Annotated in this window: 10 protein-coding genes; 6 read left to right on the top strand and 4 right to left on the bottom strand. The window is 72.8% G+C overall.

Features of this window, described 5'->3' with window-relative positions; translation table 11 throughout:
* Positions 1-100: 100 nt before the first annotated feature.
* Positions 101-1,861 (bottom strand): RNA polymerase sigma factor, encoded by a 1,761-nt coding sequence (locus ETAA1_RS33315; RefSeq protein WP_145234161.1) that lies wholly within the window; start codon positions 1,859-1,861, stop codon positions 101-103.
* Between the two features lie 134 nt (positions 1,862-1,995).
* The gene (locus ETAA1_RS02925; protein ID WP_145234160.1) at positions 1,996-3,009 is read right to left on the bottom strand and encodes an FG-GAP repeat domain-containing protein; all 1,014 of its coding nucleotides are present in this window, start codon (positions 3,007-3,009) and stop codon (positions 1,996-1,998) included.
* 360 nt (positions 3,010-3,369) lie between these two features.
* Between ETAA1_RS02925 and ETAA1_RS02920 the strand changes: the two genes are divergently transcribed.
* The 3 genes from ETAA1_RS02920 to ETAA1_RS02910 all read left to right on the top strand — a co-directional run bounded on the left by ETAA1_RS02920 (position 3,370) and on the right by ETAA1_RS02910 (position 7,460).
* Positions 3,370-3,630 (top strand): hypothetical protein, encoded by a 261-nt coding sequence (locus ETAA1_RS02920; RefSeq protein WP_145234158.1) that lies wholly within the window; start codon positions 3,370-3,372, stop codon positions 3,628-3,630.
* Positions 3,631-3,988: 358 nt separating this feature from the next.
* Positions 3,989-6,715 (top strand): MMPL family transporter, encoded by a 2,727-nt coding sequence (locus ETAA1_RS02915; protein WP_145234156.1) that lies wholly within the window; start codon positions 3,989-3,991, stop codon positions 6,713-6,715.
* Between the two features lie 151 nt (positions 6,716-6,866).
* Entirely contained in the window at positions 6,867-7,460 is a 594-nt protein-coding gene (locus ETAA1_RS02910; RefSeq protein WP_145234155.1) for a hypothetical protein, read from the top strand.
* A gap of 98 nt (positions 7,461-7,558) precedes the next feature.
* Here the strand turns inward: ETAA1_RS02910 and ETAA1_RS02905 are convergent, their stop codons facing one another.
* A complete protein-coding gene (locus ETAA1_RS02905; protein WP_145234153.1) occupies positions 7,559-8,587 on the bottom strand; it encodes a hypothetical protein in 1,029 nt (342 codons plus the stop codon).
* Positions 8,588-8,773: 186 nt separating this feature from the next.
* On the opposite strand from ETAA1_RS02905, the gene ETAA1_RS02900 reads away from it, so the two are divergent.
* The 3 genes from ETAA1_RS02900 (at position 8,774) to ETAA1_RS02890 (ending at position 14,427) form a co-directional block, all read left to right on the top strand.
* Entirely contained in the window at positions 8,774-11,536 is a 2,763-nt protein-coding gene (locus ETAA1_RS02900) for a pyruvate dehydrogenase (acetyl-transferring), homodimeric type (RefSeq protein WP_145234151.1), read from the top strand.
* Between the two features lie 244 nt (positions 11,537-11,780).
* Positions 11,781-13,433: a 2-oxo acid dehydrogenase subunit E2 gene (locus ETAA1_RS02895; protein ID WP_145234149.1), complete on the top strand. Its 1,653-nt coding sequence runs from the start codon at positions 11,781-11,783 to the stop codon at positions 13,431-13,433.
* Between the two features lie 97 nt (positions 13,434-13,530).
* Positions 13,531-14,427, top strand: coding sequence for a WD40 repeat domain-containing protein (locus tag ETAA1_RS02890; RefSeq protein WP_145234148.1), 897 nt, complete (start codon positions 13,531-13,533; stop codon positions 14,425-14,427).
* Positions 14,428-14,433: 6 nt separating this feature from the next.
* On the opposite strand, the gene ETAA1_RS02885 is transcribed toward ETAA1_RS02890, so the two are convergent.
* Complete coding sequence (locus ETAA1_RS02885; RefSeq protein WP_145234146.1) at positions 14,434-16,431, bottom strand: DUF4139 domain-containing protein; 1,998 nt, start codon at positions 16,429-16,431, stop codon at positions 14,434-14,436.
* Positions 16,432-16,456: the final 25 nt, after the last annotated feature.

The following is a 16,456-nucleotide window of genomic DNA, read 5'->3' as shown; positions in this document are numbered from 1 at the left end:
CGCCATCAACGAAACCGGGAACTTGAAGTGGGCCAGATCCTTAGCGCTGCCCGGCGCTAAGCCGCAAGCGGCAACAAGACTTGAGCCACGACCGACTGCACTACCGGACACCCCCCGGCGCGGTGCCGCCGAGGCCCAGCGGCACGCCGACGCCCGGCGGGTACACGGACGGCTGTGGCTGTGCCTGCGGCGTCGGCCGGGCCGGCTGGAACGTCCGGGCGTTCTCTGCCGTCGTCACGTAGTAGATGTTGCCGGCGTACACCATCTTCAGGTCCGCCATATCGGCGATCACCCGAAGCGCGTCGTACAGCCGCACGTCGCTCATCGTCAGGCTGAACCCGTTCCGCCCGCCGGCCTCCTTCAGGCTCGCCCGCGGGTCGAGTACGATGTTCGCCCCGGTCTGCTTCCGCAGGTCGGCCAGGATGTCTTCCAGCGGCTTGTTGTCCGCCACCACCGACACCACGCCGCCGTAAATCTGCTCGTGGATCACGTTCGGCGACAACGTCGGCGCGTCGCCCTCGTCCTCCGACGGGGCCAGCGGGTTCGACCCCGGCCGCTGCGGCGGCCGGTACGCCGGCACGATCACCAGCTGGTTGCCGCGCACCTGGTACGTGCAGGGGATCGCCCCCTTCGCCTGTGCCAGCGCGTCGCCGAGCACGTCGCGGATTGGCAGCCGCTCCGCCCGCCGTGGCAGGATCGGCTTGCTGTCGTAGAGCGTTTGCAGGAACGTCTCCGCGTTGAACTCGCCCTCTGCGCCGCTGAACGCCTCCAGCCGGCGGAACGCGGCCACGTCCACGCGCACGATCAGTTCCGTGCGTTCCTCGATGTCGTCCAGCAATTCGCGGAGCGGGGTGCCGTTCGGCACCTCCTTGCCGAACTTCTCGTCCAGCAGCGCGGCCACCGCCAGCGCCCCCGCCGGGGTCGGCCACTTCTGAGGCACCGGGTCGGCCTTCTTCTTCGCCGGCGGCGCGTCCTGCTTCGGCTCCTGCGCCGCGGCCGCGACGGGCGACGGCTCGGGCGCCGCGGTCAGGTACATGCCGGCCCCGGCCGTGCCGAGAAGGCCCACCGCGAGCCCCAGCGCGGCCAGGGCGCGAACGTTCGTCGTCATCGTCGTGATCCCCCGGGACAGGTCGGAGACGGCGGCGGGCACGGCCCCGCTCCCGGGCCGTGCGGCCTCGGCGAGCACCGCCGGAATCGTGTCGGCTATCAGCTTCATCACTCGCGGCCCGGCGGCACCGACCGGCCCGCCGAGCACCTGGTCGAACATCACTCCCGCACCTACCGCCACGCCGCGGCGCGTGAGCCGCGCCTGGAGCGTCTTGCGGGCGGCGTGCAGCCGGGAATCGACGGTGCCGGCCGGGATGCCGAGTGCGGCCGCGGCGTCGGTGTTGGTGCGGCCTTCGAGCAGGACGAGCACCACGACGGCCCGCAGCTTCTCGGGCAGGCCGGCGACCTCGGCGTCGACCGCGGCCCGCACCTCGGCGGTCTCCCAGGCGGGCGGCGGCTCGGGCATCGGCACCTCGTCCGGCAGCGGCTCGGAACGCCCCCGGGCCCGCCGCCCCGCCGCCTTCAGGGCGACGAGGTACGCGGCCCGGTACAGCCACGCCGGCAGCGCCTGCACGCGGCCGGCCGACTTCGCCAGCGCCAGGAACACGGCCTGGAAGGCGTCCTCGGCGTCGGCGGTGTGGCCGAGGCGGCGGCGGCACACGGCGGACACCATCGGCCCGTGCCGCCGCACCACGGCGGCGAACGCCTCGGCGTCGGCGGTGCGGGCGTAGCGGTCCAGGAGGGCGGAGTCGGAGTCGGCCGGCGGCGCGACCCGACCGAGGACGCCGAACAGCCCGCGTGCCGTCGCGCTCATACGCCCTCCGCCGGGTGCCGTCGTAGGTGATGTTCCCGGCCGCCGGCGCGGGCTTCGGAAATGGTCGAACTTATTCGCACGCCGGCCGACGGCTCGATTGTCGCCGACCGGCCGCGGCGGGGGAAGGGGGTGGGTCAGCCGACGAACACGCCGTCGGTGAGGAGGCCGGGGAACGCGACCGACTCGCGGCTCGGGTTCGGCGACGCGGTCACGGCCAGCTGCACCCCGGTGTACACCCGCACCAGGTTGCCGCCGCCGGGGCCGGTGCCGGTCAGGACGTCGGCGCGGGTGTCGCCGTCGAGGTTCTTCACCGCCACGCGGACGCCGTTCCGCGAGTCCTGGTCGCCGGCGAAGAAGTTGGCCAGCGGCACCACCGACCCCACCCGCAGGCCGTTCCCCGACAGCACCAGCACCCGCGGCGCGCCGCCGGGGCCGCCGGCCGCCACCAGGTCGGCGACGCCGTCGGCGTTCACGTCGCCGGCGGCCACGAAGGCGCCATTGCGGAGCGTGCTCTCGAACACGAAGAAGTCGTTGAACAGCCGCCGCGGGAAGAACTGCAGGCTGACCCCGCCGGAGAACACCGCCACCCGCGGCCCGCCGCCGAACCCGGCCGCCACCACCACGTCGCCGGAGCCGTCGGCGTTGAAGTCGCCGATCGCCGGCCGGGCGCCGCCGCGGAAGTTGGCGTCGTCGATGCCGAGGAAGTCGGCGGACACGGCGAACGTGGGGCCGCGGTACACCTTGACCCGCGGCCCGCCGCCCTGGTCCGGGGTGACGACGATGTCGCCCACGCCGTCGCCGCTCACGTCGCCGGCCGCGACGTAGACGCCGCCGGTGAACGCGGCCTCGAACGGGGCGAACTCGGCGACCAGCTGTTGCGTCGCGCCGTCGTAGACGCGGACGAGCGTGGACGTGCCGGGGCCGGTGCCGACGACCAAGTCGTCGGTGGCGTCGCCGCCGACGTTGGCCCGGGCGACGCGGGCGCCGCCGCTGAACGCCGGGCCGAGGTCGAGCGCGAACTGGGTGGCGCCGCCGGCGTCGAAGGCGGCGGCGACTGCGGCGGTGTCCGCCCCGACGGCGTAGGTGGTGGGCAAAAGAACGGCGGGGACGCTGCGGGATTCGAGGGGCGTGACGGCGAGGCGGGTCATCGGGGCGGGCTCCGGGTGTCGGCGGAAAGCCGCCGCGGGCAAGGACATACTGCAAGTCGCCGGCCGTATCGGGAAGTGTGCCGGCGGCGGGCGGAAATTCGTGTTGACACGCCGGGCCGGATCGGGCAGGATTGCGAGCAGTTCGGCCTCTTCTCTGTTCCGGCCCCACCGTTCTGAGGCGCAAGCCAAGGAACGGTGGGGTTTTTTACGCCCCCCTCGGCGCGCAACTCCGGTCCGGCGCACCCCGCGCCCGATGCCCTTACTGGATCGGTGCGAAGCCAGTCGACTCGAAGTTTGACACCTGCCACTCGGCGCAGTCTGATTCAGTATCACAGGTTCGGCAGCCGGAGGGTTCCGACCATGTCCTGGCTCCCACGGTTGGCGGTCTGCGGGTTCGCGGTCCTGTTCGCCGCGTCGGGGGTCCGCAAGGTCACCGACCCTGAAGCCGGCGCGTGGCAGGTCGCACACGGGGGGGCGCGGGTCGCGTTCGGGTCCGCCGTCGTTGTCGGAACCGTGTGGTCCACCGTCCGGCGTCGGAACGCCGGGCCGGAGCCGTCGGCCCCCGCCGACCCCGGCACTCCTCCTTGCACCGGCCCCGACCTCGGGTCTGGGAGTTCGTAACTCGCCGACCCGGCCGGTCGAGGTGAGCGTTGGGGTTTTCCCTCGTTCGGCCGTTCCCCGGCGGAACGCGAGCGGGGAGGAGTACCGGCTCAATTGGAGTCGCCCTCCCGTCCGTCGCAAGTCCTGCCCACACTTGAAGTCGCGTCGGAACCCGCCCCGCGAAATCGCTCCAACATAGATTCTCGCGGTTGACTCGATGCTTTCGGGGCGGGATCCCCACCTTTTGGAAACCAAGTGTCTTTGTTCGTACGATGCGGCCGGGTCGGGTCGTGTGCCCGGCCCCCCGTTGGGGTTGCGTCGGCCCCCCGGCCTGCCTATACCCCCGCGCCGCCACGCCCCCCGCGCCAAGGACCGCCGCATGACGCCACCCCACCCCGACCGCCTCACCCGGCTCGTCGCGGCGGTCGTGGCTGCCGTCTCGCGCCGGCCGCGGCTCACGCTCGCGCTCTGCCTCTCGCTCGCCGCCGCCTCGGTGGCCCTGGCCGCCGCCCGGCTCGAGTACCACACCCAGCGGAACGACCTGCTCAGCGCCGACAAGCCCGGCCAGCAGCGCTGGCAGCGCTACCTCGACGCCTTCGGCGAGGACGACGACATGGTCGTCGTCGCCGAGGGCCCCGACCGCGCCCGCATGACCGCGGCGCTCGACGCCGTCGCCGAGCGGCTGAAGCAGCGGCCCGAGCTGTTCGACCGCGTCTTCCACCGCACCGACCTGCGCGGCCTCCACGACCGCGCCCTGCTCTTCCTCTCCACCGACCAGATCGCCGCCGTCAAGGCCCGCGTCGAGCGGATGGAGCCGCTCCTCGGGTCGCTGTCGTCGCTGGCGTGGCAGCGGCTCAACCTGTCGTCGCTGCTCGCGTCGGCGACCGTGGCGCTGGAATCCGAGTCCGAGCCCGGCCCCGCCGACGCCGACCTGCTGGCGCAGATGCCGGCCGTGGCCCGCGCCGCCGCGGCGACGCTGCGCGACCCGGCGGCGTACCGCAACCCGTGGGCCGTGGCCGGGCCGCGCACCGCCGACCGCGACGACGAGCGCCGCCTCACCGAGCCGCAGTACAACCTGACGCCGGACGGCTCGCTGTGCGTGCTGCTGTGCCGCCCGCGCACCGCCGGCCAGTCGTTCACTCCGGCGAAGGAGGCGAACGAGGCGCTGCGGGCCATCCTCGCCGACGTCGGCCCCGCGTTCCCGGACGTGAAGCTCGGCCTGACCGGGCTGCCGGTGCTCGAAACCGACGAGATGGTCCGCTCCGACGAGGACTCGCGCCGCGCCTCGTGGCTGGCGCTGCTCGGGGTGGCGCTGCTGTACTTCGTGGTGTACCGCGGCCTCCGCTACCCGCTGCTGACGGTCGGCTCGCTGCTCGTGGGCACGGTTTGGGCGCTGGGCTGGGCGACGCTCACGGTCGGCCACCTGAACATCCTGTCGGCGACGTTCGCGGTGATGCTCATCGGCATGGGCGACTACGGCGTGTTGTGGGTGGCCCGGTTCGACGAGGGCCGCCGCCTCGGGCTCGAAGGCGCGGCCGCGCAGCGGTACACGGCCGAGCACGCCGGGCCGGGCATCGTGACGGCGGCGGCGACGACGGCGCTGGCGTTCTTCGCCACGACGCTCGCCGACTTCCAGGCCGTGGCCGAACTCGGCTGGATCGCCGGCAGCGGCGTGCTGCTGTGCGCGATCAGCTGCCTGACGGTGGTGCCGGCGGCGCTGGCGCTCCGCGCGACGCCGCGAGCGGCGGAGACGACGACGCCCCTGCAGTTCCCCACAGCCGGCGCATGGCTCCCCGGCCTCGCGGGTCGGCCGCGGCGCGTGCTCCTCGGCGGGGCCGTGCTGCTCGTGCTTGCCGCGGTCTGCGCCTCCCGCCTCGGCTACGACCACAACCTCCTCAACATGCAGGCGAAAGACCTGGACTCGGTGCAGTGGGAGCACCGCCTCATCGACCGCTCCGCCGGCATGACGTGGGACGCGCTCGGCGTCGCGCGCACGCCGGCGGAGGTGGCGCGGCTGCGCGAGGCGTTCGAGGCCGTGCCGGAGGTCGGCAAGGTGGTCGAGGTGGCGTCGCTGGTGCCGGCCGACCAGGAGGCCAAGCTGCCGCTCGTCGCCGCGATTCAAGAACGCCTCAAGACGCTGAAGCCGGTCGATCAGGTGCCGCCGCCGCGGGTGTCGTCGCCGGCCGCGGTGCGCGACTGGACCGACCGGCTGCGGCTGGCCGCGGGGAAGCACCCGGACCTGGCCCGCGCCGTGGACGAGCTGCGCGCCGCGCTCGACGCGGCCCCCGCCGACGCCGCCGACCGGCTCGCCGCGTTCGACCGCCGCCTCGTCGCCGACCTGGCGACCGACCTGAATCGGCTGAAGGCGGTGAGCCGGCCGGCGCCGATCGCGTGGGCCGAGGTGCCGGAGGCGCTGCGAGAGCGGTACGTGGGGGCGAACGGCGAGTTCCTGGTCCGGGCGTTCGCCCGCGAGAGCCTGTGGGACCACGACGCGTTGCGGCGGTTCACCGCGGCGGCCGCGGCCGTTCACCCCGAGGCGACCGGCAAGTCGTTCCGGACGCTGGAGGGGCTCGACCAGATGAAGCGCGGGTTCGAGCGCGCCGGCCTGTACGCCCTGGCCGCGATCGTCGCCGTGCTGCTGCTCGACCTGCGACGAGTCGCCGACGTGCTGCTGGCGCTGGCGCCGCTCGGCGCGGGGGCGCTGCTGACGCTCGGCGCGATGGGGCTGTTCGGCGTGCCGCTGAACCCGGCGAACATGATCGCGCTGCCGCTGGTCGTGGGCGTCGGCGTGGACAACGGCGTCCACGTGCTGCACGACTACCGCGACCGCCGCGGCCGGGTGCCGTACCTGCTCGGCGCCGCCACCGGCCGCGGCGTACTGGTCGCGGCGCTGACGACGGTACTCGGCTTCGGCACGCTCACGACGGCGCGGCACGTCGGCATGGCGAGCCTGGGGTTGGCGCTGATGGTGGGCGTGACGTGCTGCACCGCGGCGGCGCTGGTGGGGCTGCCGGCGCTGCTGCGCGTGCTCGACGAGCGGCGGCTGCGGCGCACCCGGCCGACGCTCGCCGCGAAGCCGCGCGGTGCTGCGGCGCAGGCGGCGTGAGTCGCGCGAACCTCCGCGCCGCGCGGCCGCTCCATTCCTCGCAACTGTAACCGGTCGCCCCACCACCCCCGCGAGCTACCCGCCGCCGCCCGCTGCCCCCACGGCAGCGCCGGTCGCGGCACGCCCGTGGGCCAACCCCAGGACGGACACCATGAAGCGCCGCCTCGTCCTGGCGACCGCCGCCCTCGGGGCCGCGGCCGCCGCCGCCGGGTACCACAACGACCCGGCCGACCTCGACCGCCTCCTCGCCGCCGCCCGGCCGCCCGCCGAGCGCGCCTGGGACGGCGTCGTCGCCAACCCCGGCCCGGTCCTCGTGGCCTTCCTCACGTTCCTGCTGACGGTTCTGTACCACGCCGCCCGCGGGAAGTCGCTCCGCGAGTCGGTCGAGGTCGCCGCCACGCGGGTGACCGTGGTGCCCGTGCCGCAGCCGCTTCCGCCGCCGGCCGACGAGAGCCCGGTGCTGACGCGGGCCAAGGCGCGGGCCGCGCGCACGCAGCTGGTCGCCGACCAGATCGGCCTGGAGACGCGCGGCCGGCAGCTGCCGGAGGCGATCCGCAAGGCCGAGCAGGACGCCTGCTACACCGAGCAGGGCGTGACCGACGCGGCCCGCACGCTGGCGACGCGGAAGCAGGCACACAAGGACGCCGCCGCGAAGCTGGCGGAGCTCCGCCGGGAGAAGGCCGCCGCGGACGCCGAGCTGGCCGCCATCCGCGCCGAGCTGCGGAAGCTGGCGGACGTGGTGTAAATCGGTTCGCCGTCCGAGCCGGCCCCGTGAGGGGTCGGAGTGTGGTGCGCACCACACTCCGACCCCTCACGGGGCCGGCTCGGATCGCACACGCACGCTCACGGCAGCACGACGTCCCGCAGGTCGAACGGCACCCGGAACTCGACCGGCGTCGCCGCCACGTCGAGCGCCAGCGCCCACCCCGGCCCGACGCCCGTCGTGCCGTCGGCCTTGAAGTAGTACGTCGCGCTCACCCGCCGGCCGGTCACGCTCTCCGACCGGCTCTCCGGGGCGACCGACTTGCCGCCCGGCCCCTCCAGCCGCACCTCGTTCGCCGACACCAGCGCCGCCGCCTCGAAGCTCTCGAACTCCGGCAGCGCCGGCGGGTACGCCCACTCCACCTCCGCCACCCACGTGTTGCCGTCCTTCGTCCACGTCGTCAGCGCCGCGGTCACGCCGTCCTTCGTCGCCGGCGCCGCCTTCTTCGCCACGTCGAAGCGGAAGGGGAGGAGCTTCTCGCTGGCGGTCACGACGAAGTAGCCCTTGAGCACGCCGATCCGCTTCGCCTCGCGGGTCAGGCCGCCGAGCTTCACCGACGCCGAGTGCAGCGCACCCGTCGGCTGCGTCTTCGCGCCGGCCGACTGCGCCTGGAGCGCGACGCCGCGGTCGTCGGTGGCCTGCGTGACGTGCGGGTACGAGTCGACGCGGAAGACGGGGTAGCGGCGCTCCCAGTGGAGGTCGAGCTGCACGTCGTGGACGGTCAGCCCCTCGGCCAGCAGCGCCCGGCCGGTCACCTGCCGGGCCACGACGCGGAACGGGCCGGCCGTGGAAGCGACCTCGCGGCTGTTCCCCTTGGGTAGCAGCTCGACAGCGCGGCCGGCGTCGCGGAGCGACACGCGCAGGTCGGCGGCCGCGGCGAGGCGGTCGAGCGCGTCCCAGAACGGCGCCGCCTTCACGCCGGGGCACGGCTTTTCGGCAACGTCCGGGGCCACGGCGATCGGTACCCCCGTCTGGCGGGTCAATTCCGCGGCGGCGCCGCCGATCGTGGCCTTGTCCGAGCTCACACGCCACGCCGGAAGCGGCACCGGGGCCGGGCCTTGCGCCGCGGCGGTCGTCGCCAGAATGGCCAGGATGAAGCCGGTGTGCATGGGGGCGTCCGCCGGGGGTCGGGACCGGGGCGGGCGGCATGGACGCGGCCGGCCCCCGCGCCTATCGTAAAGGGATAACGCAAGTTGAACACCCGTAGACCGCACTCGCCGCCGCCCGCCCCTCCGGACCCCGCCCACCCCTCTCCCGGGGCGGCCCGGCGACCCCCGATCCCCGAGGCTCCCGCGATGCTCGTGACCCCCGACGCGTTGGCCCGCCGCGACGGCCGCCTGCCGGAGGACATCGACCCGCAAGAAACCGCCGAGTGGCTCGACTCGATGGAGGCGGTCATCCGCCACGGCGGGGCCGACCGCGCGCAGTTCCTCCTCGGCTCCCTCATCGCCCAGGTGGCGAAGTCGGCCCCCGGCCGGATGAGCGTCGGCGTCACCACGCCGTACGTCAACACCATCCCCGTCGAGGAGCAGCCCGACTTCCCCGGCGACCGGGCGCTCGAGCGGCGCATCAAGAGCATCGTCCGCTGGAACGCCATGGCGATGGTGGTGAAGGCGAACAAGACCACGAACGTCGGCGGGCACATCGCCACGTTCGCCAGCGCCGCCACGCTCTACGAGATCGGCTGGAACCACTTCTTCCGCGGCCGCACCGAGGCGCACCCCGGCGACGTCGTCTTCTACCAGGGGCACGCCAGCCCCGGCATGTACTCGCGGGCGTTCCTGGAGGGCCGCCTCGACGAGAGCAAGCTGAACAACTTCCGCCAGGAGTTGCAGCCGGGCGGCGGCCTCAGCAGCTACCCGCACCCGTGGCTGATGCCCGACTTCTGGCAGTACCCGACGGTGTCGATGGGCCTCGGCCCGATCATGTCGATCTACCACGCCCGGTTCAACCGCTACCTCCGCGACCGCGGCCTCGCCCGCACCGACGACGTGCGCGTCTGGGCGTACCTCGGCGACGGCGAGTGCGACGAGCCCGAGTCGCTCGGCGCCATCGGCCAGGCCGGCCGCGAGAAGCTGGACAACCTGACGTGGGTCATCAACTGCAACCTCCAGCGGCTCGACGGCCCGGTCCGCGGCAACGGCAAGATCATCCAGGAGCTGGAGGGCATCTTCCGCGGGGCCGGGTGGAACGTCATCAAGGTGATCTGGGGGAGCGACTGGGACCCGCTCCTGAAGGCCGACCACACCGGGGCGCTGCAGCGCCGCATGATGGAGGTCGTGGACGGCGAGTACCAGGAGTACATCATCAAGGGCGGGGCGTTCATCCGCGAGTACTTCTTCAACACCCCCGAGTTGAAGGCGCTGGTCGAGCACCTGACCGACGACCAGCTCGCCAACCTGAAGCGCGGCGGCCACGACCCGCGGAAGGTGTACGCGGCCTACAAGGCGGCCACCGAGCACGACGGCCAGCCGACGGTGATCCTCGTGAAGACGGTGAAGGGGTACGGCATCCCCGGGGCCGAGGGGATGAACACCGCCCACCAGGCGAAGAAGCTGACGGTGAAGCTGGAGGCCGGCGAGAACGACCTGACCATGACGCAGGCCGACAAGGACAAGAAGATCCTGGCGACCGCGCTGAAGCTGTTCCGCGACCGGTTCGGCCTGCCGCTGACGGACAAGCAGTGCGAGAGCGGGGCGTTCTACCACCCGGGCCCCGACTCGCCCGAGATCCGCTACATGCACGACCGCCGGCGGGTGCTCGGCGGCTTCAACCCGACCCGCAACAACGTCTTCACCCCCTGCCAGCCGCCCGACTCGAAGGCGTTCGAGCGGCTCCTCGGCGGCACCCAGGCCGGCAAGGGGCAGAGCACCACGCTGGCGTGGGTCACCCTCATGCAGCAGGTGATGAAGGACGCCAACGTCGGCAAGCTGATCGTGCCGATCGTCCCCGACGAGGGGCAGACGTTCGGCATGCCGCCGATGTACAAGTCGTTCGGCATCTACAGCACCGTCGGCCAGGCGTACAACCCCGTCGATAAGGGCTCGCTGACGGAGTACCGCGAGAGCACGACCGGGCAGATCCTGCAGGAGGGGATCAACGAGGCCGGGGCGATGGCGAGCTTCGTCGCCGCCGGCACCGCGTACAGCACGCACGGCGTGAACACGATCCCGTTCTACATCTACTACTCGATGTTCGGCTTCCAGCGCGTCGGCGACCTGATCTGGGCCGCGGCCGACAGCCGCTGCCGCGGCTTCCTGATGGGTGCCACGGCCGGCCGCACCACGCTCAACGGCGAGGGGCTCCAGCACGAGGACGGCCACAGCCACCTGATGGCGATGACCGTGCCGACGTGCCGGGCGTACGACCCGGCGTTCGGGTACGAGCTGGCGGTGATCGTGGAGGACGGCATCAACGCGATGTACGTCCGCGGCGAGGAGTGCTTCTACTACCTCACCGTTTACAACGAGAGCTACGACATGCCGGCCATGCCCGAGGGCGTGCGCGACGGCATCATCCGGGGGCTGTACCCGTTCAAGACGGTGCGGCCCGACGGGGCCAAGCACGAGGTGCAGCTGCTCGGCAGCGGCGTGATCCTGAACGAGGCGCTGCGGGCGCAGGCGATCCTGGCCGAGAAGTACGGCGTCGCCAGCACCGTCTACAGCGCCACGAGCTATACGCAGCTGAAGCGCGACGCCGTGGCCTGCGAGCGGTTCAACCGCCTCCATCCGGACCAGCCGGTGAAGGAGCCGTACGTGCGGCAGGTGCTGGCGAAGACGGCCGGCCCAATCGTCGCCACGAGCGACTACATGCGGGCGCTGCCGGAGCTGGTGGGCCCGTACCTCGACGGCCGGCTGCTGGCGCTTGGCGCCGACGGGTTCGGCCGGAGCGAGACGCGCAAGGCGCTGCGGCGGTTCTTCGAGATCGACGCGGAGAACGTGGTGGTCGCGGCGCTGACGGCGCTGGCGAACCGCGGCGAGTGGGACCGCGCCGCGGTGAAGCAGGCGATCAGCGACCTGGGCCTGAACCCCGACCGCCCGGACCCGTGGACGGTGTAGACCGAACGGTTTTCAGGCCAACGGCCTGACAGCCCTCAGCCCAGGGCAACGCCCTGGGTACGAGGTACGAATCACCCCCAGCCTGAAGGGCTGGGAGCCGGCTCGCAGGCCTTCGGCCTGCACGACCCACCGCACACGCCACCCAGGGCGTTGCCCTGGGCTGAGGGCTGTCAGGCCGTTGGCCTGAAGACCGAAGCCGGACGAGCCCCGGTGCGACGACCCAACGACAGGAGCGGAGCGACGCATGGACTTCCGCCTGCCCAGCCTCGGCGAGGGCATCGACTCGGCGACCGTGACCGCCGTGCTGGTCAAGCCCGGCGACGCGGTCGCGGCCGGCCAGAGCGTCCTGTCCGTGGAGACGGACAAGGCGTCGATGGAGGTGGAAGCCGACGCCGCCGGCACCGTCGAGGCGGTGCTGGTGAAGCAGGGCGACAAGCTGGCCGTCGGGGCGCCGGTGTTCCGCCTGGCGGGCGCCGGCAACGCGCCGCCCGCCGCGGCACCTTCGCAGCCGCTTGCGGCCTCGCGGCCGGCACCCGCGCCGCCCGCCGCGAAGCCGCAAGCGGCAACGGCGCCCCCCGCTTCGACCGGCAGCTCCGAGTTCCGCCTGCCGAACCTGGGTGAAGGGATCGAGGCGGCAACCGTGACCGCCGTGCTCGTGAAGCCCGGCGACGTGGTGAAGCCGGGCACGCCGGTCGCGTCCGTCGAGACGGACAAGGCGTCGATGGAGGTGGAAGCCGACGCCGCCGGTACCGTCGAGGCGGTGCTGGTGAAGCAGGGCGACAAGGTGCCCGTCGGGGCGCCGATGCTGACGCTAACCGGCGGCGCGGCGCCGAGCGCGCCGAAAGCGTCCGCCCCGACCGCGGCGCCGGCCGCCGCGCCTTCGCAACAGCCCGCTCATGCGGGCCGCTCGCCCGAACCCGTTCCGCACGCCAACGGCACCGCCACCAAGAGCGCCGACGTCGTCCCCGCCGGCCCCGCGACGCGGCGGCTGGCCCGCGAGCTCGGCGTCGCGCTGGGCGAGCTGAAGGGCACCGGCCGCGGCGGCCGCGTCACCCTCGACGACATCAAGGGCTTCGTCCGCGACGAGCGCCAGAAGGTGAAGGCCGCCCCCGGCGGGGGTGGTGCCGGCAACCTGTCGGGCAAGACGGTCGCCGACAGCTTCACCACCCCGCCGCTGCCCGACTTCTCGAAGTACGGCGAGGTCGAGCGGAAGCCCGTCGCCAAGATCCGCGAGACGATCGCCAAGAACCTGACGGTCGCGTGGCGGACCATGCCGATGGTCACGCAGTTCGACCTGGCCGACATCACCGACCTGGAGGCCGGCCGCAAGCGGATCGTGGACGGGCTGCCGAAGGGGACGCCGAAGATCACGATGACCGTGCTGGCGATCAAGGCCGTCGTCGCGGCCCTGCGCGACTTCCCGACGTTCAACAGCAGCTACGACATGAACGCCGGCGAGGTGGTGCTGAAGAAGTACTTCCACGTCGGCATTGCCGTGGACACCGAGCGCGGGCTCGTCGTCCCCGTCGTGAAGGACGCCGACAAGAAGAGCGTCCGCGACATCGCGGCCGAGGTGGTGGCGCTGGCCGACAAGGCGCGGGCCGGCAAGCTCGGCCTCGACGACATGCGCGGCGGCACGTTCACCATCACGAACCTCGGCGGCGTCGGCGGCACGGCGTTCACGCCGATCGTGAACTACCCCGAGGTGGCGATCCTGGGCCTGTCGCGGTCGGCGCTGCAGCCGGTGGTGAAGGACGGCCAGATCGTGCCGCGGCTGATGATGCCGCTGAGCCTGACCTACGACCACCGCGTGGTGGACGGCGCCGACGGCGCCCGCTTCACGACGCGGCTGGTGCAGCTGTTCAGCGACCCGTTGCGGCTGCTGATGGACTCTTGAGGGGGACTGAGGGACACTGGGACCGAGGGACGGAGGGACAAGAGCCGACCGGTTCGTTCCGTCCCTGAGTCCCTGAGTCTCTGAGTCCCTAAGTCCCATGATCGTCCTCGACGCCGGCGCCCACGTAACGCAGGTCCGCTTCCTGCCAAACGGCCGCCTCCTCGTCGGCACCTGGGCCGCCGGTGACGCCGAACTCCTCATCCTGCCGCTCCCCTCCGGGCCGCGCGTCGTCATCCCGCTGTCGGTGCGGCAGGTGTGGGACGAGCCGAACCGCGTCGCGGTGTCGCCGGCCGGCGACCGGCTGTACACCACGTTCGGGGCGCTGCAAACCTTGTCGACGGCCGACGGCGCGGTGATCCCCGACGGGCCGAGCGGACCCGCGAGTCAGGTGATCATCTCGCCCGACGGGCAGCACCTCATTAGCACCTACCGGGAAACCAACGGCGACACCGAGCTGACGGGACACGCCGCCGACGGCCGGCGGGTCCGGCACGCGACGTATCCGCACCCGCAGTGGAAGGTTCTCGTGGGGTTCCTGGTCGGAGGCGACCGGTACGCCCTCGTCGGCAACAACGAGCTGCTCGTCGAGCGCCGCAACACCGGGCCGGGCGCCGAGCCGGTGCGGGCCCGCTACCCGAGCTACCACGTCAACCAGCCGCAGGTGTCGCCGGACGGCCGACACTTCGGCGTGATCGGCTACAGCAGCTTCTACCTCTACGACGCGGCCGCGCCGGGGAAGCCGCGGCAGATCAAGGGCGGGCAGTCGTTCGGGAACTTCGTCGGGTTCGCGTTCCACCCCGCGGGGCAGACGCTGGCGGTGATCCACGGCGGGCCGACGCTGGTGAAGCTCTACGACCTCGACACGCTGACGCTGCGCACGAAGCTGAACTGGAAGGTCGGGAAGCTGACGTGCGTCGGCTACAGCCCCGACGGGCAACTCGGCGCGGTCGGCACCGACGACGGCCGCGTCGTCGTGTGGGACGCGGACGAGTAGCGCGGGTCAGCCCACCGCCCCGTCGTAGTCCAGCGCCGCCAGCCGCGCCGCCAGCCGGGCGCGGGCCGCGTCGCGGTCGGCCGTCAGCCGCGCCTCCTCGGCCTTCAGCTCCTCCAGGCGGTCCTCCTGCCTGCCCAGCGTCCGCACGAACCGCTCCCGCAGCTCCTTCTCCGTCGCCCGGTCGCCGAGGCTGCCGAGGTTCTCGCGCAGCCGCTTCTGGTCCGCGGCAATCGCCGCGCGCTCCTGCGCCACCGCCGCCAGCTTCGCCTCGAACCCGGCCGCCTCCGCCCGCGCCGCCAGCACGTCGCGCAGCGCCGCCGTCGTCGGCTTGTCCAGCCACGCCGCGCTCACCCAGCCGCCGAGTTGCTCGTCGGTCACGTCGGCGAGGCCGAACGTCTGCCACACCGTCTGCTCCTGCTGCACCTCGAACTTGGTCGTGGAGTTGGCCGGCAGCGCCAGCTTGAACCGCCAGTGGTTCTCGGTCGTCTCGTGCGGCTTCAGCCCGCCGCCGAGCTTCCAGCGGCCGCCGTCGCGCGGGTGGTCCAGGTACAGCACCTGCTCGCGGTCGGCCTTGCTGGCGAACGTGTACGTCGTCTTCTGCACCCGCGCCGCCTGCGCCTTAAGCGCGCCCTTCTTGATCGTCACCCGGGTGACGGTTCCGTCGTGGCTGTCAGTGTTGTCGAGCACGCGCACGCCGAGTTCGACGGCGTACCCGACGAGCCGGTGCTCGGTCGGCTTCAGGGTGTCGAGCATCGCCTCGCCGACGTAGCTGCCGCCGTCGAGGACGGTGACGGGGCCGCCTTCGAGGGTGAGGCCGGTGGTGTTCTCGAACTCGACGCACCGCACCGGGTTCTCGGCGCGGGCGGCCTTCTGGTACAGCAGCACGCTGCGGCCGGCGAACGGCTTCAGCACGATCGGCACGAGTGCGGACTGGTTCCGCCGCACCGTCACCGGCTTCTCGATGGCGTACTCGAACAGGTCGCCGACCTGCCGCTCGCGGGTCTGCGTCTCGACCGACGACGGGCCGGCCGGGCGCCCCGCGTCCCTCACCATCCCGGCTGCGGAAGCAGAAGCAACCCTCATCTTCCGCATCGCGGCCGGCGCCGGGGCGAAGTCCGCGGACATCGCCAGCGCCTCGGCGGGCACGTCGCCGAAGTCGTCGTCGAACCCGGCTTCGGCCATCGGGGGCAGGACGCCGGTCGTCTCCTTCACCTGCACGACGGGGCGGCGGATGTAGCGCGGCGTGTACAGGTCGTGGACGAACGACACCGGCAGCCCCGCCACCAGCGACAGCGCCACGTCGGTCCAGTCCTCGTCGGACGTGTTGTCCACGACGGCCCAGCCCTGGATGAGCGGCGGCTCGTCGCCCTCGGTCAGCAAGATGCGGTACGTCGCCTTCCACACCGGGGCTTCGAGCACGTAGCTGAGCCGTAGCGTCCGCGCCCCCGTGCCCTGGGCGAACAGCGTGAACGTCCGCGCGTCCTTCTTCTTCGCCCCGAGCTGCGTCTTGAGCAGGAACTCCAGGTCGCGGCGTAACCCCTCGTCGAGCAGGGTCAGGTCGAGGTCGAACAGGTCGAACGAGCGCACCTCGCCGGCGTCGGTGAGGATCGAGAGGCGCGGCGTCTGCTGGAGGCCGGCGGGGGTGCGCACCTCGGCGGTGTCGATGCCGAGGACGGCGCCCTGCACCGGCGTCGCCCCGGCGGGGCGGACCGCGACGCGGGCGCCGCGCAACTGCGGCAGCAGCTTCGTGAGGCTGTTGCTGTCGGGGATGGTGAGGGCGATTTCGGCGAGGAGCTGGTCGGCCGGCGTGGTGCTGTCGTAGGACACGGCCGACACGGTGCCGCCGCCCAGGTCGAGGACGGTGAGCGACTTCAGCACGTCGCTCACCTCGCGCTGCTTGAACGCGAGCGTCAGGGTTTCGTCGCCGCTCACGGCGGCCTCGCGCTCGAAGTGCCCGACGCCGTGCTTGTAGAGAACCACCCGGCGGATCGGCAGGTTCGCCATCGCGGCTCCTTCGGTGTCGCACCGC

Origin of the sequence: Urbifossiella limnaea (assembly GCF_007747215.1) — a bacterium.
Taxonomy (GTDB): Bacteria; Planctomycetota; Planctomycetia; order Gemmatales; family Gemmataceae; genus Urbifossiella; species Urbifossiella limnaea.
This window is presented reverse-complemented; position numbering and strand designations above follow the sequence as displayed.

What these genes read in the sequence shown, in the direction of transcription:
- ETAA1_RS33315 (WP_145234161.1), bottom strand. Translation starts at nt 1,861, where the DNA reads ATGAGCGCGACGGCACGCGGGCTGTTCGGCGTCCTCGGTCGGGTCGCG.
- ETAA1_RS02925 (WP_145234160.1), bottom strand. Translation starts at nt 3,009, where the DNA reads ATGACCCGCCTCGCCGTCACGCCCCTCGAATCCCGCAGCGTCCCCGCC.
- ETAA1_RS02920 (WP_145234158.1), top strand. Translation starts at nt 3,370, where the DNA reads ATGTCCTGGCTCCCACGGTTGGCGGTCTGCGGGTTCGCGGTCCTGTTC.
- ETAA1_RS02915 (WP_145234156.1), top strand. Translation starts at nt 3,989, where the DNA reads ATGACGCCACCCCACCCCGACCGCCTCACCCGGCTCGTCGCGGCGGTC.
- ETAA1_RS02910 (WP_145234155.1), top strand. Translation starts at nt 6,867, where the DNA reads ATGAAGCGCCGCCTCGTCCTGGCGACCGCCGCCCTCGGGGCCGCGGCC.
- ETAA1_RS02905 (WP_145234153.1), bottom strand. Translation starts at nt 8,587, where the DNA reads ATGCACACCGGCTTCATCCTGGCCATTCTGGCGACGACCGCCGCGGCG.
- ETAA1_RS02900 (WP_145234151.1), top strand. Translation starts at nt 8,774, where the DNA reads ATGCTCGTGACCCCCGACGCGTTGGCCCGCCGCGACGGCCGCCTGCCG.
- ETAA1_RS02895 (WP_145234149.1), top strand. Translation starts at nt 11,781, where the DNA reads ATGGACTTCCGCCTGCCCAGCCTCGGCGAGGGCATCGACTCGGCGACC.
- ETAA1_RS02890 (WP_145234148.1), top strand. Translation starts at nt 13,531, where the DNA reads ATGATCGTCCTCGACGCCGGCGCCCACGTAACGCAGGTCCGCTTCCTG.
- ETAA1_RS02885 (WP_145234146.1), bottom strand. Translation starts at nt 16,431, where the DNA reads ATGGCGAACCTGCCGATCCGCCGGGTGGTTCTCTACAAGCACGGCGTC.